The sequence below is a fragment of the Massilia sp. LXY-5 genome (assembly GCF_059801075.1).
The window spans coordinates 180,072-200,133 of sequence record NZ_JBNNEH010000008.1 but is presented as its reverse complement, the minus strand read 5'-3'; the positions used below and the strand labels follow the sequence as shown (position 1 = coordinate 200,133).

At 57.6% G+C, this 20,062-nt stretch carries 17 protein-coding genes; 9 read left to right on the top strand and 8 right to left on the bottom strand.

All coding sequences use genetic code 11. The annotated features are described in order from the left end of the window. Window positions 1-10: 10 nt before the first annotated feature. Entirely contained in the window at window positions 11-259 is a 249-nt protein-coding gene (locus ACI48I_RS23255) for an Imm74 family immunity protein (protein ID WP_498575602.1), read from the bottom strand. Window positions 260-326: 67 nt separating this feature from the next. Then, complete coding sequence (locus ACI48I_RS23250; RefSeq protein WP_498575601.1) at window positions 327-1,064, bottom strand: hypothetical protein; 738 nt, start codon at window positions 1,062-1,064, stop codon at window positions 327-329. Window positions 1,065-1,615: 551 nt separating this feature from the next. On the opposite strand from ACI48I_RS23250, the gene ACI48I_RS23245 reads away from it, so the two are divergent. The 3 genes from ACI48I_RS23245 to ACI48I_RS23235 all read left to right on the top strand — a co-directional run bounded on the left by ACI48I_RS23245 (window position 1,616) and on the right by ACI48I_RS23235 (window position 7,835). Then, window positions 1,616-4,426 carry an ATP-dependent DNA helicase gene (locus ACI48I_RS23245; protein WP_498575600.1) on the top strand — a complete coding sequence of 937 codons (2,811 nt, stop codon included), beginning with the start codon at window positions 1,616-1,618 and terminating at the stop codon, window positions 4,424-4,426. Then, window positions 4,423-6,351, top strand: a complete 1,929-nt coding sequence (locus ACI48I_RS23240) for a tetratricopeptide repeat protein (RefSeq protein WP_498575599.1) — start codon at window positions 4,423-4,425, stop codon at window positions 6,349-6,351. The genes ACI48I_RS23245 and ACI48I_RS23240 overlap by 4 nt, the downstream gene beginning before the upstream one ends. A gap of 596 nt (window positions 6,352-6,947) precedes the next feature. Next, window positions 6,948-7,835, top strand: coding sequence for a hypothetical protein (locus ACI48I_RS23235; protein WP_498575598.1), 888 nt, complete (start codon window positions 6,948-6,950; stop codon window positions 7,833-7,835). A gap of 14 nt (window positions 7,836-7,849) precedes the next feature. Here ACI48I_RS23235 and ACI48I_RS23230 read toward each other — a convergent pair whose 3' ends face one another. Further along, the gene (locus tag ACI48I_RS23230) at window positions 7,850-8,260 is read right to left on the bottom strand and encodes a hypothetical protein (RefSeq protein WP_498575597.1); all 411 of its coding nucleotides are present in this window, start codon (window positions 8,258-8,260) and stop codon (window positions 7,850-7,852) included. A 196-nt stretch (window positions 8,261-8,456) separates the two neighbouring features. Beyond that, window positions 8,457-9,179, bottom strand: a complete 723-nt coding sequence (locus tag ACI48I_RS23225) for a hypothetical protein (protein WP_498575596.1) — start codon at window positions 9,177-9,179, stop codon at window positions 8,457-8,459. 1,102 nt (window positions 9,180-10,281) lie between these two features. On the opposite strand from ACI48I_RS23225, the gene ACI48I_RS23220 reads away from it, so the two are divergent. Next, entirely contained in the window at window positions 10,282-11,268 is a 987-nt protein-coding gene (locus ACI48I_RS23220; protein ID WP_498575595.1) for a DNA/RNA non-specific endonuclease, read from the top strand. Window positions 11,269-11,420: 152 nt separating this feature from the next. After that, on the top strand, window positions 11,421-12,491 hold the full coding sequence (locus ACI48I_RS23215) for a trypsin-like serine peptidase (protein WP_498575594.1): 1,071 nt from the start codon (window positions 11,421-11,423) through the stop codon (window positions 12,489-12,491). Window positions 12,492-12,571: 80 nt separating this feature from the next. Here the strand turns inward: ACI48I_RS23215 and tnpB are convergent, their stop codons facing one another. Then, a complete protein-coding gene (gene tnpB / locus ACI48I_RS23210; protein ID WP_498575593.1) occupies window positions 12,572-12,922 on the bottom strand; it encodes an IS66 family insertion sequence element accessory protein TnpB in 351 nt (116 codons plus the stop codon). A 210-nt stretch (window positions 12,923-13,132) separates the two neighbouring features. On the opposite strand from tnpB, the gene ACI48I_RS23205 reads away from it, so the two are divergent. After that, the gene (locus ACI48I_RS23205; protein WP_498575592.1) at window positions 13,133-13,405 is read left to right on the top strand and encodes a hypothetical protein; all 273 of its coding nucleotides are present in this window, start codon (window positions 13,133-13,135) and stop codon (window positions 13,403-13,405) included. A gap of 118 nt (window positions 13,406-13,523) precedes the next feature. Here ACI48I_RS23205 and ACI48I_RS23200 read toward each other — a convergent pair whose 3' ends face one another. Next, complete coding sequence (locus ACI48I_RS23200; RefSeq protein WP_498575591.1) at window positions 13,524-14,870, bottom strand: RNA-guided endonuclease InsQ/TnpB family protein; 1,347 nt, start codon at window positions 14,868-14,870, stop codon at window positions 13,524-13,526. After that, complete coding sequence (locus ACI48I_RS23195; protein WP_498575590.1) at window positions 14,842-15,483, bottom strand: IS607 family transposase; 642 nt, start codon at window positions 15,481-15,483, stop codon at window positions 14,842-14,844. The genes ACI48I_RS23200 and ACI48I_RS23195 overlap by 29 nt, the downstream gene beginning before the upstream one ends. Before the next feature lie 476 nt (window positions 15,484-15,959). Here ACI48I_RS23195 and ACI48I_RS23190 point away from each other — a divergent pair, with 476 nt between their 5' ends. The 3 genes from ACI48I_RS23190 (at window position 15,960) to ACI48I_RS23180 (ending at window position 19,162) form a co-directional block, all read left to right on the top strand. After that, window positions 15,960-16,187, top strand: coding sequence for a hypothetical protein (locus ACI48I_RS23190; protein WP_498575589.1), 228 nt, complete (start codon window positions 15,960-15,962; stop codon window positions 16,185-16,187). 529 nt (window positions 16,188-16,716) lie between these two features. Next, window positions 16,717-16,998 (top strand): hypothetical protein, encoded by a 282-nt coding sequence (locus ACI48I_RS23185; RefSeq protein ID WP_498575588.1) that lies wholly within the window; start codon window positions 16,717-16,719, stop codon window positions 16,996-16,998. Between the two features lie 22 nt (window positions 16,999-17,020). Then, window positions 17,021-19,162 carry a S8 family peptidase gene (locus ACI48I_RS23180; protein WP_498575587.1) on the top strand — a complete coding sequence of 714 codons (2,142 nt, stop codon included), beginning with the start codon at window positions 17,021-17,023 and terminating at the stop codon, window positions 19,160-19,162. Here ACI48I_RS23180 and ACI48I_RS23175 read toward each other — a convergent pair. Then, entirely contained in the window at window positions 19,130-19,636 is a 507-nt protein-coding gene (locus tag ACI48I_RS23175) for a hypothetical protein (protein ID WP_498575586.1), read from the bottom strand. The two genes, ACI48I_RS23180 and ACI48I_RS23175, sit on opposite strands and share 33 nt — an antisense overlap. Between the last annotated feature and the right edge of the window lie 426 nt (window positions 19,637-20,062).

Genomic DNA, 20,062 nt, shown 5'->3' with positions numbered 1-20,062 from the left:
AGCGTTTCGATCACGCCGACTCGAACTCCACCGTGAATCCGTGTTCCACGAACTCAGCTTTGATGTCATCCATGATGGCGGTAATGTCCGTGCCGGAGATCGGCTGCTTGGCCGCTTTCGGCTCCCAGTAGTCGATCTGGTCCAGGTAGACGACAAACCCCATCTTGCCATTCGCAGGGAGGAGCATCTCACCTGGAATCATCGCGATCTTCTCGCCCAGCTTCACGCGAAGATGGCCCCGATCGATATTTAAAATCATTGCACCTACTCCTCATCAAATAACGAACGCCTGTGGCGCTCACAAGTCCCGTGTCGGCCCAGTGTGCTTAACGTTCCTGCACACGCTCTTGGGTACTCTCACTTCTCTGCCGAATTTTGATATCGGGATACTGTCCTTGTTCGATACTGTTGGCGATGTTTGCACGAGTCAGGCTGAGCACCCGAGACCGCTGTTCCTCAGTGAGTCCGGCTGCACTCGCCTGTTTCTCGATCGCACTCATGGCTGCATAGGCATTGACGACCATTGGGTACTGTTTTATCGCGCTGTCGGGCGCCTCGCTCGTGAACGCCTGGGCGGCGCGGCGATCTGTCGCGCGCCCATGATCGTGTTCGTACGCACTTGCGGGCCTCCGTGGCGCTTCGGTAGTGCGGTCGATCAAGGTCGTTTCCTTGAATGTCGCAGGATCGATGGCAACGATGCGGGTCACCCGCGCATTGTGCATCAAGCTGGGCAATTCGACGGTCAGCCACACGCTGTCTTCACGTACCTTCTCGCCCAGCACAACGCGTACGACGCCCGATGCCTCCGCCGCGAAACGTGCCGAGGCCTGGCGCCACCATTTGGTCGATTCGTCCGTGCCATCGAAACTGGGCGCGACAATCCCCTTGTCGGCTAAAAGCATTTCGAGCGTGGTCCCGTTGGCTGCCTGTGCCACGTGCGCGGCCCGCTCTTGCCCACCCACGCTGCCGGTGCGCCCGGACCAAAAAAAGGCCGTGTCCGGCTGAGTAACCAAAGTGAGAACAGCCCCCTGCGTAGGCGGCATTTCTGTCGTGCGCTCGTTCACGCCATACCCTGCTGATCGTTTTCATGGACGCCTCGTGACGGCAACGATGGCGATGTGATAACGAGGATAGTCAGATCGGCGCGCTCGACATTGATTCGGTGCAGCCTGCTTGCTCTTTGGCGACCGCCGTGATGCGTATGGAATGCGGAAGGCGTTTCTCGTAATCACCACTCGAATGGCCCAGTGACCAGGTATGCCAATCGTCTATCAGGAATTGTGTACGTGCGGCGGATAGCCACTGAGTCGCCGCGAGAGATCTGGGCTGTGTATATCGACTGCGCTGATACCCCGGACAAAACGGTTTTTATCCATGGCCCCGCTTATTGTTGTTCCAATAAATTTTTCTTGCAAAAGACGCGCCGGCATCTTGCTCAGAAGATATTTTGCAACGATACTCTTGGTGAGCAAGGTTAGTTTACTCACGCGTCCACACGCCAGCTCACCTTGGACAGACTCACTGCATGGCATTGCGGGGCGCCTGGGTTTGCGCGTTTGCCAATGGTTCGACAAGATGGCATGCGCGGATTTTGGTATTGGACGTAAAGGCAGAGATGCATTCCGAGAACTTTCAACCTCTGCAATCGCAGTGGCCACACCTGTATGAGCACGCAGCCTTCGCCGAGCGCTATGTGTTCTCCGATCCGCAGACGGCGATTGTCAAACTGCGCTGCTTCGTCGAGACACTCGTTGGCACCTTGTACCGGGAACTGCATTTACCCAGTGAGCCCAATGCCAGTCTGTTCGAGCGTCTACAGAGCGATGACTTCTTAACGCTCGTTCCGGCCGTGATTGTAGGAAAGCTGCATGCAATCCGTATGGTTGGGAACAAGGCCGCGCACGGCAGTCAGCTCGACGCGCATGCGGCCCAGGTGCTGTTAAGGGAAGCCTATCTTGTCGGCGAATGGCTCTACAAGAGCAATGGCGGGCCACGCAGTGACGCCTATCCCGCCTTCCGTTTGCCGCAGGAGCCGGCGCCAAACACGGCGGCTGACGCGACCAAGGACCTATCCGCGGTCAAGGCGGAGCTAGCCCGCGTGGAAGAAGTTGAGCGCGCCGCAACCCATCAATTACATTCCGAAGTCGACGACGCCAAGTTAGTAGCCTTTAGAGAAGCGGCGCTGAGCGCGGCGGCCGGCATCGACCACCAGCTTGGACCCACACGCGACTTAATCCGCTTGCGAGACGCATTCGCGGGCGACCGGCTAACGAATGGCCAGACTGAGCTCGTCGAATGCCTGGATGGTTTTCTGAACGGTCAAGACAGCAACGTATTCTTATTAAAAGGTTACGCAGGTACGGGCAAGACCTTTATTACCAAAGGGTTGACCGAATATTTTCGCGCGATCGGTCGCAATTACGTCTTGGCGGCGCCAACGGGGAAGGCGTCGAAAGTGATCGCGAAGAAAACGAAGTCGCCCGCCTACACGGTCCACAAGACGATCTACTCGTTCAAGAACCTGGTGGAGTATCGCGACGACGACGTCGATGGAACCGAGACCTATAAATTCTACGCCCAGCTCAACGTCAACGAGATGTCGGCGGACACCGTGTACATCGTCGATGAAGCGTCGATGTTTTCCGACGCCTACCAGGAAGCGGAGTTCTTCCGGTCCGGCTCCGGACATCTGCTCAGAGATTTTTTTAAATTCGTCAATCTCGACCATAACGACCACCGCAAGAAGGTCATCTTTATTGGCGACGACGCTCAGTTGCCTCCGGTCGGCATGGCGTTCTCTCCCGCGCTCGATGCCGCCTACCTACGCCGGGAATACGATGTCCGCGCTGCCGCGCACGAGTTGACCGAAGTGGTGCGTCAAAAGGCTGACAGCGGCGTCATGCACAACGCGCTGCAGCTGCGCACTGCGCTCAAAACCCAGGTCTTTAACAAGTTGGCGATCGAATTCGAGCGTCCGGATGTGAAGAGAGTCGAACACGAAAACTTGATCGCTACCTACCTCGCGTCTTGCGCTGGCAAGATCAATGGCGAATCCATCGTGATCGCCCACTCGAATGCCGATGTCACGGCCTATAACCGGCGCATACGCGAGCACTTTTTCCCAGGGTGCTCGCAGATCGTCGCTGGCGACAAAGTCATGGCGACGAGTAACAGTAACGCGTATGGATTTTTCATCTCGAATGGCGACTTTGGCTTGGTCAAGGAAGTGGTCGGCGAACCCGAACACCGTCACGTCACGTTGAAACGCAAGAACGCCAACACGGGAGTCGTTGAAGCGATCGAGATCGCGTTGTGCTTCCGGAATGTCGTCGTTGGCTTCAAGGACCTAGAAGACCGCGCCTATTTCTTCAAGGCCAAGATCGTCGAAAACCTGTTGTATAGCGAACATCCTGGCTTGAGCTCCGATGAGAACAAGGCTCTCTACCTTGATTTTTGCATTCGTCACAGAGGTTTGGCACGCGGCAGTCACGAGTTCAAAGAGGCCTTGTTCGCCGACCCCTATTTCAACGCCTTGCGTCTGAAGTTCGGCTACGCCATCACCTGCCATAAAGCCCAAGGCAGTGAGTGGAACCATGTTTTCGTGAAATGCAAGACGCACCAAAGCCAGCTCAGCGCCGACTATTTCCGCTGGTTTTACACGGCCATGACGCGCACTGCATCGACGCTGTATCTGCTCGATCCGCCGAACATCACGATCGGTAGCGGTATCAAAACGAGCATCGGCCCCGGAATAGGCATCTTGCTCAACCCCGGTACAGAGCGGAGCCCCATGATGCGGTCGACGGGCGCGACTGAACACGGTCAAGCCGCGCAGGGTAGCGTGACAGCCTCCGAAGAAGCGTATTTTGGCATCCCTGTCGACGAGCCGTTTTTGCGGGGACTGTTGGCCAAGGTGCGGGCCTTGGTGTCCAGCGCCAACGTTCACATTGACCGCATCGATCACAATCAATACCAGGAGGCGTACTACCTCCGTAGGGACCAAGACCTTGTGAGAATCAATATCGGCTATGGCAACAAAGGGCGGGTCAGTGCTGTGCGGCTGCCTGTTCCAAGCGACTTCGGGAGAGAGGTACTGAACCTGCTAACGTCGCTAACGAGTGCGCCGATCGTCACGCCGGCACACGCGTCACCTAGCCAGTTCAACTTCGATAAGCCGTTTCTGAACGAATTTCATGGACGTGTCGAGGCACTTGCGGACAGCGAAGGGATTCGCATCCAGGAGGTTGCCGTACGATCTTGGTGTCAGCGCTACAGTTTCGTTCGCGGTGGAGAAATTGCCGTCTACGATGTGTTTTACGATGGCAGGAGCCGTTTCACAAAGTGTCAACCGCTCATCACGGCATGTTCAGCCGGCGCTTTGGTCGCAGACGTCGGCCGCTTGCTAACGGAAGGGTTAAGCCAATGATCAAAGGGCGTAGCGCGTCGTCGGAGGTGTTCGATCTGCGGCGGGCAGGCAAACTCGACGAGGCATACCAGCGTGGACTGCGACTCATGGCGGCCCCCGAGGTCGACGAGTGGACGCACAAAGCCATGGCGTGGTGCCTGATCGACTTGATCAAGAGGGACACCAAGGACGGGAATTCGGACCACCTGGCACATTATGCGACGCAGCTGGAAGGCTTGACGGTGTCAGCGACGGACGAAGTATTGACCAAGCAACGGGCATGGGTCTTAACCTTGACGCGCCCGGATGGCCGGCTGCGAAGCGACGCAATTGCGCTCAGCAAAGAGAAGCGCCATCGGGAAGCGGCGACCTTATATCGCCAACTCTGCGCGGAGCGACCTGACGACGCTGACTTGCACACTGCACTGGCCTGGGAGCTCTACCGATACGCCAAACAGCTCATCGACCAACCGACGCCGAACGTTCCGGTCATCAAAAGCGCTTTGCACGACTACTTGCGGCTACCCGTCGAACGGCCCTCGATGTTGCACAGCTGCTTCCTTAGCCTTGCGTCGAAGTTGGCGGCGACCAATCAGCTGCAGATCCTCGGCTTCGTACGCCTATGGGATTTACAACACTTGCGCCCGGAGGATTTCGAACGCTTCGTCACGCCCCAGGGAGAAACGTATTCGTCGCTGGCCGAAAAAGTTATCCTGCAAGCCGGCAAGGCTGCAGCCGCTTCCAATCAGGCCGACGCGCTCTTTGTTCTGCCCTATCTCGATACCGGCATCGAACGTTACCCGGACAATACCTGGCTGCAGCATGTCAAAGCAAAACTCTTGATCGGATTGGGCCGACACGACGACGCCCTGTCCTTCGGCATAAAAGTGGTCAAGGAAAAGATCGGGGAATTTTGGGCGTGGGAGCTACTAGGAACCATCTGCGCCGCGTCTGATCCGGGCGCGGCACTCAGTTGCTACTGTAAAGCCCTGCTGTGCTCGAAGGAAGAAAAGTTCATCGGTAAATTGCGCTTGCGACTGGCCCAGCTGTTAATCGCTAGTGCGCAGTTACCACGGGCCAAATGCGAGCTCGCATGCATCGTGTCTTTCAAATCCCAGGAAGGTCAGCGACTGTCGGACGAGGTGGCGCAACTGATCGCACAAGAGTGGTACGCACGCGTCGAGCCCGTCGCCTCCAATGACGATTTCTACGCAGCCAATACCGCACCCGCGGAAGCGTTGTTGTTCGCCACGCTGCCCTGGATGACGGCATCGCTCGGCGATCGTTTTATCGTGCCACGCCCTGAAGGCAGGCAAAGCAAGAAGCGCCGCTTGTTCGTTCGCACCGAGGGCATGCCATTCGAGGTGAGTCTCTCCGAATCCAGGTTCCCTTACCGGCAGCTGGCGCTGGGCGCCCCGCTTCGGGTGAAAGGCGAATTCGATCACCAGAAAAAATTTCAGCTGTTTGTCGTTGAACCACGTCCCGACGGCGTCGCTTGGGACGCGTTCTCCACGCGGATCGGTGTCGTCGAAGGAATCAACGCGGACAAGCAAGTTGTCTACGTCCTGGTGGAGCAGGGCGTCTCGGGTGTTCTGCCGATGAGCCAGTTGCGCGCCCAAGTCGCGTTGGGCGATCCGATTGCCGTGAAAGTCGCCAAATACACGACGAAAGATGGTGAGCGCTACCGCATCGTGGCCGCCGAAGTGACCGAGCAGACGCCGAGCAAAGCGCTCAAAAAGACCTTCAACGAACCGGTACGGGCCGACAAAGGCATGGGATTCACGCCAGGGGACATCTTTATTCCTCCGCCCTTGATGGATGCGCAGGACATCGCCGATGGCGACCAGGTGTCAGGTTTTGCGTTGTGGAGCCTGAACAAAAAACACAATACATGGGGCTGGAAGGCGGTCCAGGTCGCTAAGATAAAGGCCGCGCCAGCCGGCTAAGCTGGGCAACGTCAGTACCGTGTCTGACGAGTAGTCGCCACCCCGTGCACAACCGGCGGCGGCATAGCCCAACTGTTCGCTGCTGACTCAGAGTCAGCCCCCATTCCAGTCCGGCCGCGATCAGCGACGCGTAAGCCGTGCGATCTGCCAGTTGCATTCGGCATTTCGATAACGATCCTAGGTTATTGCAGCGATATCGCTACTACCTGTGATGATCTCGCATTTTTTTATCCGGTTGTCAACTACCAGCTTCGATCACTGTTGGTAAACAGTTCATCGATTGCAAAAACATAAAGCCTATCTGATCCTCTTTATTAACCCGCAATCGTAAATACAGATTCAAATTGATCGTGTAATGCCGCTATCGTCCTGAGAACACCAATTATGCATTAGCGATAAAACTTGCGGCTGCACACTAATCTGACGACAAACGAATCAAGGGGCATAACCGCACCCCAAGACGATGCCTATTTGCGCGTATCGAGATCGCGTTGGCAAACGCATAGAAGGAGTTTAGCGCCACAGGAAAGACAAACGGGTTTTACCGCCGAGCAAGCACCGATTAGATATACTCTTCTGGAGTAAAAGAGGTAGCAATGCGCAAAGACATCGATTTAAGAAGCGATTTGAAGGGCGAGCCGTCATGGATAATGTTTTTCGCGCGCAAGCCCGATGTGGCGGCTGGCAGTTTTGCCGGGCACGCCTTTGTCGGATTTGGTCGTGAAGACGCAGCACGACAGATGTCTTGGCAGGAAGGCTTCGGCTTATATCCGCAAAGCGACCCAGCCGGGGCAGCATCGTTGTTGTTGGGCAGAGTCCCAGGAAAACTGGTGAAGGAAGCGACGCTGAACTCCGATTTTGTGATCAGTTGTCGCGTGAGTCCAGGTCAATATGACGCCGTGTTGAAGGTAAAAGAAGCATGGGCGGAGAAACCCGAGTATCAACTCATCTATCAGGATTGCGTTACCTTCACCTTGGCAGCAGCAGGCAAACTTGGCCTACGATTACCGTCGCGTGAAACGTTACCTGACAATATATCTTTACCTATTACACTAATACAGAATCTCAGCGTGAATAGCACTGAGGATTTTCCGTTTGGTGTATGGACAAGCGGCGATGCGGCGAAGCGCTGGAGTCTGCAATTGGATTTGGAAACCGGTACCTGGACGGAGAACGCAGCCTCCGGCATGCGCCTCGACCAGCCGACCCGGATTATTCGTTTGGGCGATAAAAAATTTCGAATCGAACGCGGCAACAATGCCGAGGTACTCGCTTTTCTCGGCGCCCGCGATACCGTTCGCACAGCGCTTCTCGCGCGCGGCGTCAAGCCTTCCTACATGATTCTCGAGAGAACCGGCGTAGACCGATTCGATGCGCAGTGGTTCGGACTTCGCTGGGCGCTCGACGAAAAAAACAATCTGAAAAGTATCACGCAACCTGGCGAAGCGGCTGGCGCAGCGGTTGTCCTGAAGCGAGCGACTTAGCGCCACTCAGGTCATCAACGCTTCGCGCTAGCGTTGATTTGTTCTGCACTTGTCCGTCTACATTCGGAAACGGGAATACCCGGGGCGAGTGCCGCGTCGGTGGCAAGCCGGTCGAATTCGGTGACCGACTTTCTGCCGAGTGCAGGCAGCTTCTTTAACGGGTCGATGCGTTCCGGCCCAGCGCGCAGGTAAGCCCTGACACTTGGATACGGCAACACACCCTCGCTGGCTGCATAACGAAGTCCATTGTCGAGACGCACAGTTGCTTCGTTACAGCCCTGAATGAAGGCAGCGAGGGACAAATCGAGCAAGGAGTCGGACGATGGCAAGGTGTCGGACGATGTTGCCTCGGTACGTTCGGAACACAACACAACACAACCTTTCAAGTACGAATGTCGCGTCATCGACGCGGGTCGGAACAACATCGCTGCGTACGCCATGACGGCGCATTCATGAATTGCGTATTGCCCATATTCATGAATTGTTGCGAGCTAAATTAAACTTCTTTTAATTAAAAGAAAACTGCGCATCTTGATAGTTGTCGGGTTGATACAACGTAACCATCCAGGAAGCATCGCCAATTCAGTGCCGTTTCTCCGAGTGCGCTCAGCCCCTTTGTCGCTATCCGAGATATGTGCGCCACAATTGCGGATAAAAAGTAATCACAACCCAGCAGGCCGCCAGCGCCAACGACAAGGCAAACAAGCGCAACGCGCCGTTCGGACGGAGGATGCCGAGATAGCCGATGGCGATCGTTGTCATGTTTTTCTTGCTTCGATTTAGACTGCGCCAATGCGTCAGCAGTTTCAAGGCTGCAAACAGGCCAGTACCGGTGGCAGTCGACAATATCAAGACGCGGAAGAGGGCGAATATGTCGAGTTGATCCAAGGTGATCTTGCGGTAGACAATCCCGATCACCGCCATCGCCAAGGCAGCCAAGACCGAGACCGACAGATTCAGGTAGAGCGTCTTGCGGCTGTGAACGGCCGCGTCCTCGAGTTGAGTGCGTACCAGCGTGATCTTCTCGGTCACCAACACCGATACCTCCGCCTTGGCGACCGCGATGCGCGCATCGATCGTGCTCGCAATCTTCTCGGCAGCGTAGTCGATCAGCTGGATAATTTCTTCTTTGGTGACCCGGCGTTGATCGTGGATCTCATTGGAGATCAGCTGGATGTTCTCTTGAAGGCGATCGCTCGCTTGCTTGACCACGCCGCCTAACTCGGTTCCCGCCTGCGCGATCGCGCCCTGGACCATGGGATTTAATTGGGTGTCGACGACTTCGCCCACCATCTTCTGCACTTGCTTGAGCTCTCCCGCCCAATCGGTATTGAACAACGCCACGTTTATTCCCTATAAATACATGTTGTATGAGCACCCACGCCGCATTGCCGGTACGAGAGGCGCCGTCGCCCAGAGGAGTCGACGACTGCAAAGCGACGAATTGCGTCGCCTGTGTTCTAAAGTACCGTCAAATTGTTCAATGCATGCCAACGACGGCCCGTCCGCGCGGAGCAGATAGGCACAATAAAACCACCCGCTTGCACCTCCAGTTTGTCATTGACCGCCACAGAAGGGTCCAAATGCACGGGTTCAAACAGGCCGGATAGCGCGTTGCGATAAAGACCGTACAACGCTGTCATTCAAGCACCGCATTCTACAAGAATTGTCACTGTAACAAAGAAATTGCCGATAGTTAAGTGTTAGATGGCTTCTTGGATTGAATGCTGCTAATCAATCAGGAAAACGCGGTAGTCGCGGTCATGCATATTGGTAGGATTGCCCACGACGGACACATCAGCGGATTGACAGCTTGACTAAGACGACAAGATCAAGCGCACGAATGGCCGCTGTAGTGCTATGTGTTAGGCGGCGAATAAGGAATCTGAAGAAAATGAAACTGGCGGTTATAGAAGAAAAATGGTTCAAGTGCCAATATACGTCCGCCTCGCTGCGTCCGACACAATAGGCAACTCCAGGCGATCAGCAGGCCAGTGTTGTTCTCACAGAGGCTTCTTCGCGCCGCGCAATGCATTCAAGCGATACGCTGCGAGATGGAGAACGCTTGATTCGGCTGTGAGCAAATAAGTAGGGGCGGGTCCAAAAACCGGAGCTTAAACGTTCCCCTGCCGATATGTTGGTGGTGAGGCGGAACGTTTTTTTTGTCCGCTGCAAGACAGACAGCACTTACGTCTCAAACCCAGCATCGTCCACGCTTCAATAGTGGTTCGACTTTCGCCAAGCCGTCCAAGCGAGTACCTTTAGCGATGGCGGAACGTCAGCGTGACGAGATCCGCACAGTGAACGACCTCCGGTCTCAAAGCGGCGGGCGTGGACCTAATGTATAACGCGAGCTTGATAGAAAAATTTGTATTGATGCGGTCCTAACCTACAGTAGGTAATATGATTTAATGAGTATTCATTAATAACTACCTTCGGAGCATCCATGAGTTCCGTCCAAATCCAAATTCCCTTGAACATTACGGTATCGCTTGGCGACGGCGCGAGTGTTGCTGCCGCCTCCGCTCTGGCGCCAACCCTAACTGGACTATCGGCAGGTCTCGAGCGCGTGGAGATTGATCCGAACTATGCGGGGCGTGCTGGATATGACGAAGATTTTCTGGCAGTGCGCGTGCCCCTGCCGGTACTGGACGAAGAGCAGCGGCGCAACGCGGCAAAAAATGCGCTTGCTCAGGGCACCCAGGACCCAACTGTTCTGCCTTACCTGCACTTTTCGATTGTTATGAACCGTCGGCGGCAACTCGCGTATTACACGGCGGTCAATATCGATGGCACGCTGTCGAAAAATCCGAAGCGTGATCGCGACACGTGGTACTTCGATCCACGCATAGCCGAGTCTGAACAAATTGGCGGTGAGCTGTACGCTCGGAATGCGCTCGATCGAGGTCACTTGGTACGTCGCCTGGATCCGGCGTGGGGCCCGGATGCTTTGCGCGCCAATAATGACACGTTCCATTTCACGAATTGTTCTCCGCAACATGCTGACTTTAATCAGAATGACGAGACCTGGCAAGGTATTGAGAATTACCTACTGGGGTTGGCGACGGGTCGCAGTCAACGGCTTACGGTGTTTACTGGCCCAGTTTTAACCGATGAAGACCCACTCTATCGCGGGGTACGTATTCCCAAGCATTTCTGGAAAATCGCAGCGTATATGTCGGATGACGATCGTCTGACTGTTTCAGCCTATCTCCTTGGACAGGAAGAGCTGATCGGTGGTCTGGAGCGAGAGTTCGCGCCATCGACTTGGCAGGTGACAATTGAAGAGATCGTGGAAAGAACGTCTCTTAACTTCACGTACCTAAAAGACGCCCAAGTGGTAGTAACCGAGAAACCTGGTTTTGAAGCTGTGCTCGAGGGCGCGCCAGCGCGACGCAGGCTCGGCTCCGTCAGTGACATTGTCGCTTTGTGAGAAAAAACGTGGAACGTCTACGTCCCGTTTACGCTGAAGCCAGCAATCGCCTAGATAAAAAGGGTGACGTGCTCGCGGAAACGTATCACCACGTAGCGACCCGAACTGTTCGTCTACTCGACCCCGAGACGACAGCGTTAAGGACGAATCGGTTGGTTCAGTTCCCGTTGATAGCGAAGCAATTTGACAAAGATGTTCTGCGCGAAATTAAGTCACAGCGAGATGTTCGGCTTTTGAGTATAAAAGCCCAGACTCAGTTAGAGCGCGTAGTAGGAGAAGCAGACTTTCTCCCGGTTTGGTTTTTGCAGCGGGGGGCTGATTTACGACGTACCGTTGGGAAAGTGCAGGCGAAATCTTCGAACGGTTCCCAAATGAATGGCACGGGATTTTTAGTCGGCCCAGGTCTCCTTCTGACAAATTTCCATGTATTGGATTGGTCTGATTTAGAACAAGATCCGTTAGCCGAAATCGCTCCTCGCTCTACCGTTGTTTTTGACTACGAAGAGCAATTCGATGGAACATATGCCGAAAGTGCTACATTCGCTTTAGACCCCCGGACGCTGTTGCTTTTCAGTTCTTGGAGCGAACTAGACTATGTCTTGGTGGCAGTGCAACAGGTTAGTGTCGATGGCCGAAAAGTCGTCGCAGACTATGGCTATAATCGCCTTACTGCAGAGCTGGGTAAAATTGCGCGAGGCGAGCCGGTTTTCATCATCCAGCATCCCTCTGGTGAAATGAAGCAATTAGTATTGAATTCGAATAAACTGATTGAACGTGAGGAAAATTCGCCCTATCTGGTCTACGAGGCCGACACTAACACCGGCTCCTCAGGCTCGCCGGTGTACAACCGTCAGTGGGAGATCGTCGCACTTCATCATTCTGCCCAGTTTGCGCGCAACGACAATAACGAAATATTGGCGCTGAATGGTAGCGTTTGGTCGCCCGACCAGGGAACGGGCGAAATTAAATATCTAGGCTTGAACGAAGGAATTCGTATTAGCAAAATACTCGGGCATCTAGCGAATACTCTACAAAAATTCGACGAGGGTGCGGCCCTACCGACACCAGGATCGATTTCCTCAGATGGCGTGGCTCGCCTGCGTAAAATGTTAGAGACTAGGCAAGCAGCTCTTCCTGCCTCACTGGTTGGTCCCATCTTCACAGTACATAAGGATCCGCCAGAAGTTCACGCGCCAACGCGACGCTTTGCTCGACCTGAGTAGCTAGGCAAAGATGCACCTTGGTTCCGGGGTGGGGCGTTCGCAGCGAGGAGCGGATGGCCATCATAGTGCTTAACGGGTCGTTAATTGGACGCTTGCCGACGCCGCGCGGGGGAATGCGGTTTTGTGTAACGCTTGCGCACCTGCTTGGGCGTGGTCGCCTGGCGCAGCAGCTTCAAGCCCGTCCGGTGCATTCCCCGGCTTGCAACATCAGCCCAGTTGCTCACGAAACGCCCCTGCTCCAGACGCTTGGACCACACGCACAGGCCGCTGCGGTCGAAGTACAGGACACGGATCTGGGTCGCTCGGCGGTTAATGAACCCGAACAGGTGCCCAGACAGTGGATACCCGACTCGCGACAGCGGCCTGGGTGAGCTTTTGGTGCTTGCGGGCTGATACGAGCAGCTGCCCGAGCTGTGGCGCAGTGAGGACAAAATAGGATATCGACGCGACCGCCATGTTAAAGTATCCCTAGTTCAGATAAGACTATTAGCCGAAAATCGGATAAATTTAATATAGCTGAAATACAGCTGAAGTTCATATTGCTGAATTACGGATCAACCGCAGCATAGGTGCGAGCGCTATAGGCTAGGTCTTGTGCAGGCACCGCCTGCCGGCCTGTTGTGGTACGACGGAGGTGAACGATGGCAAACGTTACTTTCATCAATGGGCTGTCCGGTGACGCCTACCTACACATGCGCATCGGCCCGGTTAACGTGGATCCAGATGCGCGTGGGACCAGTAATACCGTGGTCAGGCGCGGCGAGCCGGCCGAGATCCAGGTCGGCGACGGCGACGTCTGGTACTGCTTCGGGAACCAGCTTGTCAGTTCAGCGGAAGACCCGTCACTATGCAACGCGCCCGGGGGCGCCAGCGTCACCCTCGACACATCGGCACCCTGCTACGTAGACAACTGAGCTAGCGCCGCTGACGTACGGCCGCCGCGTGCGCCGCCTCCTTGTCCACAGCGGCACTGCACGGTAGCGTCGCCGTCATGTTGAGATCGTACTTCTTGTTGTAGTCCGACCGCTGCTATCAAAAACGTGCGCAAAAGTACGCACCGCTCTCTTCCTGCCCCGAACCGTCCTGCTGACCGTATTCGTGCCTGACAGGCGTGACTTTCCCGCCTGCTGCCGGAATCATTCCGGCAGCAGTGTCCGGCGTTGCCGCCGGACTCGCCACGGGTAGCGCAGTGCGCGCCGCAAGGGCGCCGGTTGCGAGCCGTTGTAGATTGATGGCCGCGTTCACATCACGGTCGTGCCGGACGCCGCAACGGCAGGTCCACACGCGTTCGACTAAGGCCAGCGAACCATTCTTCCGACCGCAGGCGCAGCACAGCTTGCTGGACGGATACCAGCGGTCGGCCAGCACGATCACCGTGCCGTAGCGTAGGGCCTTGTACTGCAGCTGGCGCCGGATCTCATGAAAGCCGACATCGGCAATGCTGCGCGCCAGGCGCGCATTGGCCAGCATCCCCTTGACGTGCAGGTCCTCGATCGCCACCGCCTGGTTTTCGCGGCAGAGCCGCGTGGTGAGCTTGTGAATAAAATCCGCGCGCACCCGGGCGATGCGCGCATGCAGGCGTGCGAGACTACGCGCGCCTTTGGTCTGGTTGATGGATCTCGACAGGCGTGTTCCCTTCGGAATGGCGCCGGCGATGCCTGCAGCGGCCTTGGCCGCTTTCATTTTCCGCGAGTGGCGGCGCGAGCGAATACGCAAGCGGCGCAGCGCCGAGCGTAAGGGGCGCTGCGCTGCGATCTTCTCGCCCGTGCTCAGCGTGGCTGCGGCGCTCACGCCCAGGTCGGCGCCCACCACCCCGTCGCCAGTGCGACACGTCTGTGCAACCCCATCGGGCACCTCGACCTGGACCGCGAGGAACCAATGGTCGGCCTCGCGGGAGACACTGCCCCCCATGATCTTGCCGGGAAACCGCAGCGCCTCGGCCAGCGCCACCCGCCCGACCTTCGGCAGGACGGCGTTTTTGCCCTCGACGCGAAACTTGTCGTTGGCAACATAAAAGCTGTCGCGGCAACGTCCTTTCTTCTTGAAGCGGGGCCGGTGGCCAGGCTGGCCTGCCTTGCGCGCCGTGAGATAGCGGGTCCATGCCTTGGCCAGGTGCGCGAACGGCTGCGCGTGGGCGTCGCGGTGGATCGTGCGCAGCCAGGGCCGACCCTCGCTGTCGAGCCAGTCTGGATGGGCGTACTTGATGGCATTGAACTGTTTTTTCAGCGCCATCGCGTCGGGCCGCAGGCCGGCGCCGATCTGGCGCTGCCACTCGGCCAGAGCCCAGTTCCAGACGCGGCGAGCAGTGCCGGCTGCGCGGGCAAAATAGTCGCACTGCTGCGGCGTCGGTTCAAGCCTGATGCGATGGGCCAGCAACATGCGAAGCGTCCTGTTTCAGTGCAGCGTCGAGCTGGCGGCGGTAGTTGCGCAGGCCGTACAAACGACTGGAGAAGCAGTGCACGATCGTCATCATGTCCTGCACCATTTCCTGTTCTGGCGACAACCGCTCCTGATTCAGTACGAGCAGCTCGCAGCCATTCATGTGGGCGAAATGCTCGAACCACTCGAAACCAAAGCGGGTCAGCCGGTCGCGGTGCACCAGCACCAGCGTACCTACCTCACGGCGGCCGATGGCGTCGGTCAGTTCCAGCAGGCGGCGGCGCCGGAAGTTCAGACCACCGCCAACTTCTTCCACAAACTCGACGCCTGCCAGGGCGCGCGCCACGCAAAATTCCTCGAGTACCCGGCGTTGGTTGCGCAGGTCCGGTTTCTGGGCAGCGCTGGAGACCCGGCAGTATGCAACTACGCGACGAGAAGCAGTGGGCAGCGGCAACCCGAGCCGCGCCGCAAGCTGGGATTCGCTGTACAGGCGCAGGCCGGTCGGGCTGCGCGTCAGCGGCGCAAACACTCCACTGCGGTCCCATCGCTGGAGCGTTTTGACCGTTACCCCCAACCGACGGGCCGCCGCTCCGCTCTTGACCATCGCTTCCATGGTGTCCTCGTGTCTACCTTCGCGTATGGTTGGACACCAAAGTTACGACTAGAGTTCATCTCCTTCAGGACGATTTACCTGGGCGGCAAGGCAGGAATGCACTGCCGGACGCTGCGGCGGCAAGCGGCCAGGCATCGGTCATTGAAGGATTATTGAAGCAACTGCGTCACCGGATTTTTCTTATCATATCCGGCGCCAGGGCGAAACAGCGGGCAACGTTGTAAAAATCATACGTAAAAAAATATTATTAACTTGCTGTATTTAGGCATCTGCCGCAGGCGTATGCTTGAACGCTGGCGTATTCGCCTGCTTCGCGTGTAAAGCAGAGCCACTGCAAGCGATTAGCCAACGCAGGAGCGGCGCAGCGGACCGGCAGCGATTAACCACACCGCAGAAAACATGCTTACGAACGGCAAAAAATTAGGTTAACTCTTGGTTATTCGACGTACATGAATTTATTGGGCAGAGAGGGCGCAATGGACGTACTCGGTTCGGTCAAGGAGACACCTCAGGGTGCACGTTTCTTTCCAGCAGAAAAACCAGATCGTGGACTGATGTTGACGGACATTCCCGAGCAGGCCGCTGAGATCCCTGTAGAAATCGATATCCGTTCCTACGTTGGAAGCGATATTCGCTTTACCTGCCAAAGCATGGGCGACACCTGGGCCTGGCAGGTCCAGGACATCGAATTGGCGTCCGGATAACCGAACGTCCGCCGATATATCGGCCAGACATTAGCTCCGTCTTAGGCGATCAGCGGGGGATGGACCTGGGATAGGAGCAAGGCAGAGGACAGGACTGGCCCGTGTCGAGGGACACGGCCCTGACCAGGAAAATCTTGCCCTCGGTTTGCTAACAAGACAAAACCCGAAGCTCAGTCCGGCCGTTTCCGGTCTCGATATCAGCGGTTGCTTCACGCTTCCGCCACGGCGTACTCGTCCAACACGAGCAGGTCCTGCACCGCGACGAGAGTGCCGCGATGACTTCTTAATCGCACCCAACATTCCAAGATCCTGAAGAGCGGTATTGCGAAATTATTACGCAAAAAGAATATTTACTATTTGTTTTTTTGTTAGAAACACTAGCGTATGCTCGTGTAGGCAAACATAGGGTAATTCGAGGTCGCCTTGAATGTTTGGTCGTTGTTCGTCGGCGAATAACCGTACCCTTGAGAATGCCTTTGGGTACCGAGGCGCGGATTGATAGTTAAGAAGGTAGAGGCGCAGACCAACCATGAGCAACGCCCGAGCATGGGAAGGGAAGCTAGACCCCTTTGGTCGCCTCCGAGCGGAAGAGGGGCTCCCAGAAGGTGGGGTCGACGTCACCGTTCGCCTCGTTAGTTCTGACACGGCGATGGCTCGGCAGGCCGAGCAGGCCGGCTTAAAGCTATACGCCCAAGTCGGCGAGATCCTCGCCGGCCACGTGGCTGATTCGACCGACTTGAAAAACATCGCGGAGCTGGAGTGCGTGCAGGAAGTGCAACTGACCCGGCCCCACTACCCGGACCGGCCGTGATTCCGAGAACTGGAGATACCCGATGAATGAACACAAACTCGACCCCAGGCTGCGCTACTTGCAAGAGCAGTCGGCGGCAACGCGGACGGAATTGGCCGATTCCATCCGCCTACGGACCGCCAAAGCTGTGAGCCGCACGGTCGGGATCGAGGTCGAGGTATTGCTACGCTGCCGAAAGGACCGGGGGACGAAGACGGTTCGCAGCGTCGAGCGGAAATTGGCCAACTATGGCGTGACGATCCAAGCCACGGTAGACGGGCCGGAGATCGTCGTTAGCGGGCTGGTGCCAGTCGACCGGCTCGACGACCTGCTCGCCGAGAACTGGGTCGAGGTGGTCGACGCCTCCACACAGCTGTTCTCCGAGTTGGACTTGTCGGGCGCTGATGTTGCCGTCAGGCTCGTGCACACAGTTCCGCCAACGGTGCGCGGCACCAACGTGCTGGTCGGCGTGGTCGACGGCGGTATTGACTTCACCCACGACGACTTCCGCAACACGGACGGGACGTCGCGCATCCGCTTCCTGTGGGACCAGCGTGCCGCTTCGGTTGCGGGTGGCCGGGTACCATTTGGACGGGAGTACACCAGGGCCCAACTCGACGCGGCCCTGCGCACCAGCCCGGCTCCCGTCCCGATCGCCCACACGGACTCTGGCGGCCATGGCACGCACGTCGCCGGCATCTGTGCGGGCAACGGTCGCAAGTCGAGCGGGCGGTTCGTAGGTATGGCACCAGACGCCGAGCTGGTGGTCGTCGCCGTTCGCAGTGACGCCGGGACGATGGGCGAGTCGACGTCCGTGGTGGCAGCCTGCCGGTACATCGTCGACCGCGCGCGCGAGCTGCAGCGACCGGTCGCAATCAATATGAGTTTAGGCAACAACGGTGGCGGCCACTCTGGCGAGATGCCGCTGGAGACGGCGATGGACAACCTAGCGCGAGAGCCCGGGGTGGTCCTCGTCAAGTCAGCTGGCAACGAGCAGACGTGGCGCATACACGCCAGCGGGACCGTGGTGCAGGGGGGCACCGCTCGCCGACAGTTCGACTCCCAGGGAAATACCCAGGGAAATAATGAGCAGCAAGACGTGTTCGAGGTCTGGTTTGACGCCGCCGACCGCATCGGCATCGCCGTCCAGCCGCCTGGCGGCCCGCTTCCTGTGGCCAACGACTTCGTCCTGCCGGGGGCGACGAACACCTTTCAGACGGACGCGAACAACACCATCCGGATCGACGCCCTGACCGTGGACGCCGGAGGCAGTGGGGACGTCCGGGCAATGGTGTTCATCGGCCGCGGCAGCGCTCCCCGCATCCAGCCGGGCCGCTGGTCGTTACACTTGCGTGGTGACCACGTAACCGACGGCACATTCCACGTCTGGATCGAGCGGGCGGCCCGAGGCCAGGGCGTCACCGAGCAGTCGCGGTTTACCGCGGCCGACAACGACCCGGCGTGCACGATCAGCGTCCCGGGAACGGCCCGGCGGGTAATCACGGTGGGGTCGTACGTGACCCGCCCTGGTAACGGTACCGCCGTCGGGGAACTGTCGCGGTTCAGCAGCCGCGGGCCGACGCGGTACGGGCTGCACAAGCCCGAGATCGCAGCCCCGGGCGAGAAGATCGCGTCGACCCTGTCGTTGGCATCTAGTGACAACCCGTTCGTCGTCGGGTACACGCTGATGTCCGGGACGAGCATGGCTGCCCCGCACATCACCGGGGCAGCGGCTCTGCTGCTGGAGGTCAACCCGCGCTTCACCTGCGCGCAGGTAAAACAGTTGCTCGCGCAGTCGGCCCGCCGCGACGGCGCCGCCACCGCCGCCCCAGACGATAGCTGGGGGAACGGGCGGCTGACGGTGCAGCGGGCTATCGAGCTGGCGCGGACGGTCCAGTTCCCGGTGGTCACCAACGCTGCCGTCAACGAGACCCGGCTAGAATGGGCGACAGATATCCCGACCACTGGGGCGGTACGGTTTAACCCACTGCAGCGGCGGATGGCACTGGGCCGGGCCGCAGGCAGTCGGTCCATCCTAACGCCTGCAAGCCAGCAAGCGATCGACCTGCGCGACCTCCCGTCGGGCACGTACTTCTGTGAGATCTTGGCGTTCGCGACCACCCCCGAACAGTGGGAGACAATTGACGACAACCTAGGCCAGCAGTACGTTGTGGTGGTCCCCTGACTTCCAGTTATCAAGCGTCGCCTCCTCGAATTCGCGCGCACTGGTGGAACCAAGACTAGGCAATGCGCGTAAAGCGGCAACGCGCTTCGGACCATCACGTAGATACGCTTCAACCGTCGCGTAAGGGCAGCTACCGTCCTCGGCGGCCCTCTGGAGGACGCGCCATAAGCGAGCGCTCACTCTCGGCTGCCGCGCGACGAAATCGAACAAGCAGATGTCGAAGTTGTCCGGCTGCACGCTGTCCGCATCGCGCTCGCCTGCGCCGTGCGCTTCTTGCTGATCGAACACGACGCCTGGGGCGAGTGCCGCGTCGGTAGCAAGCCGGTCAAATTCGTTGACCGACTTTGTGCCTAATAATGGCAGCTTCTTTAACGCATCGATGCGTTCCGGCCCGGCACGCAGGTAAGCCCTGACACTTGGATACGGCAGCACCCCCTCGCTGGCTGCGTAACGAAGTCCATTGTCGAGACGCACAGAGGCCTCGTTACAGCCCTGAATGACGGCATCGAGGGACAAATCGAGCAAGGAGTCAGACGATGTTGCCTCAGTACGTTCGAAACACAACACAACAGAACCTTTCAAGTACGAATGTCGCGTCATCGACGCGGGTCAGAACAACATCGCTGCGTACGCCATGACGGCGCATTCGTGAATTGCGTATTGCTTATTTGACTATGCCCTACGAGGTCGCCTGGGCGCCAAAGAGCCGCAGGACATCGTCATCGATGGTGCTGCGGTGTTGGCGCTTGTGACAACCGAGAACCATTGTCCTGAAGAGCGCTGGCAACGCCTGGTAGCGATGGCCGATGCCCGTTCTGGTCTCGACGACGGCAAGAGATCGAGCTCGGGCGCGTCGCGCCGCTGGTACAGGTCGACGTGCGTACTGTGCGCAACGCGGTC

What these genes read in the sequence shown, in the direction of transcription:
- ACI48I_RS23255 (WP_498575602.1), bottom strand. Translation starts at nt 259, where the DNA reads ATGATTTTAAATATCGATCGGGGCCATCTTCGCGTGAAGCTGGGCGAG.
- ACI48I_RS23245 (WP_498575600.1), top strand. Translation starts at nt 1,616, where the DNA reads ATGCATTCCGAGAACTTTCAACCTCTGCAATCGCAGTGGCCACACCTG.
- ACI48I_RS23240 (WP_498575599.1), top strand. Translation starts at nt 4,423, where the DNA reads ATGATCAAAGGGCGTAGCGCGTCGTCGGAGGTGTTCGATCTGCGGCGG.
- ACI48I_RS23235 (WP_498575598.1), top strand. Translation starts at nt 6,948, where the DNA reads ATGCGCAAAGACATCGATTTAAGAAGCGATTTGAAGGGCGAGCCGTCA.
- ACI48I_RS23230 (WP_498575597.1), bottom strand. Translation starts at nt 8,260, where the DNA reads ATGTTGTTCCGACCCGCGTCGATGACGCGACATTCGTACTTGAAAGGT.
- ACI48I_RS23220 (WP_498575595.1), top strand. Translation starts at nt 10,282, where the DNA reads ATGAGTTCCGTCCAAATCCAAATTCCCTTGAACATTACGGTATCGCTT.
- ACI48I_RS23205 (WP_498575592.1), top strand. Translation starts at nt 13,133, where the DNA reads ATGGCAAACGTTACTTTCATCAATGGGCTGTCCGGTGACGCCTACCTA.
- ACI48I_RS23200 (WP_498575591.1), bottom strand. Translation starts at nt 14,870, where the DNA reads ATGTTGCTGGCCCATCGCATCAGGCTTGAACCGACGCCGCAGCAGTGC.
- ACI48I_RS23195 (WP_498575590.1), bottom strand. Translation starts at nt 15,483, where the DNA reads ATGGAAGCGATGGTCAAGAGCGGAGCGGCGGCCCGTCGGTTGGGGGTA.
- ACI48I_RS23190 (WP_498575589.1), top strand. Translation starts at nt 15,960, where the DNA reads ATGGACGTACTCGGTTCGGTCAAGGAGACACCTCAGGGTGCACGTTTC.
- ACI48I_RS23185 (WP_498575588.1), top strand. Translation starts at nt 16,717, where the DNA reads ATGAGCAACGCCCGAGCATGGGAAGGGAAGCTAGACCCCTTTGGTCGC.
- ACI48I_RS23180 (WP_498575587.1), top strand. Translation starts at nt 17,021, where the DNA reads ATGAATGAACACAAACTCGACCCCAGGCTGCGCTACTTGCAAGAGCAG.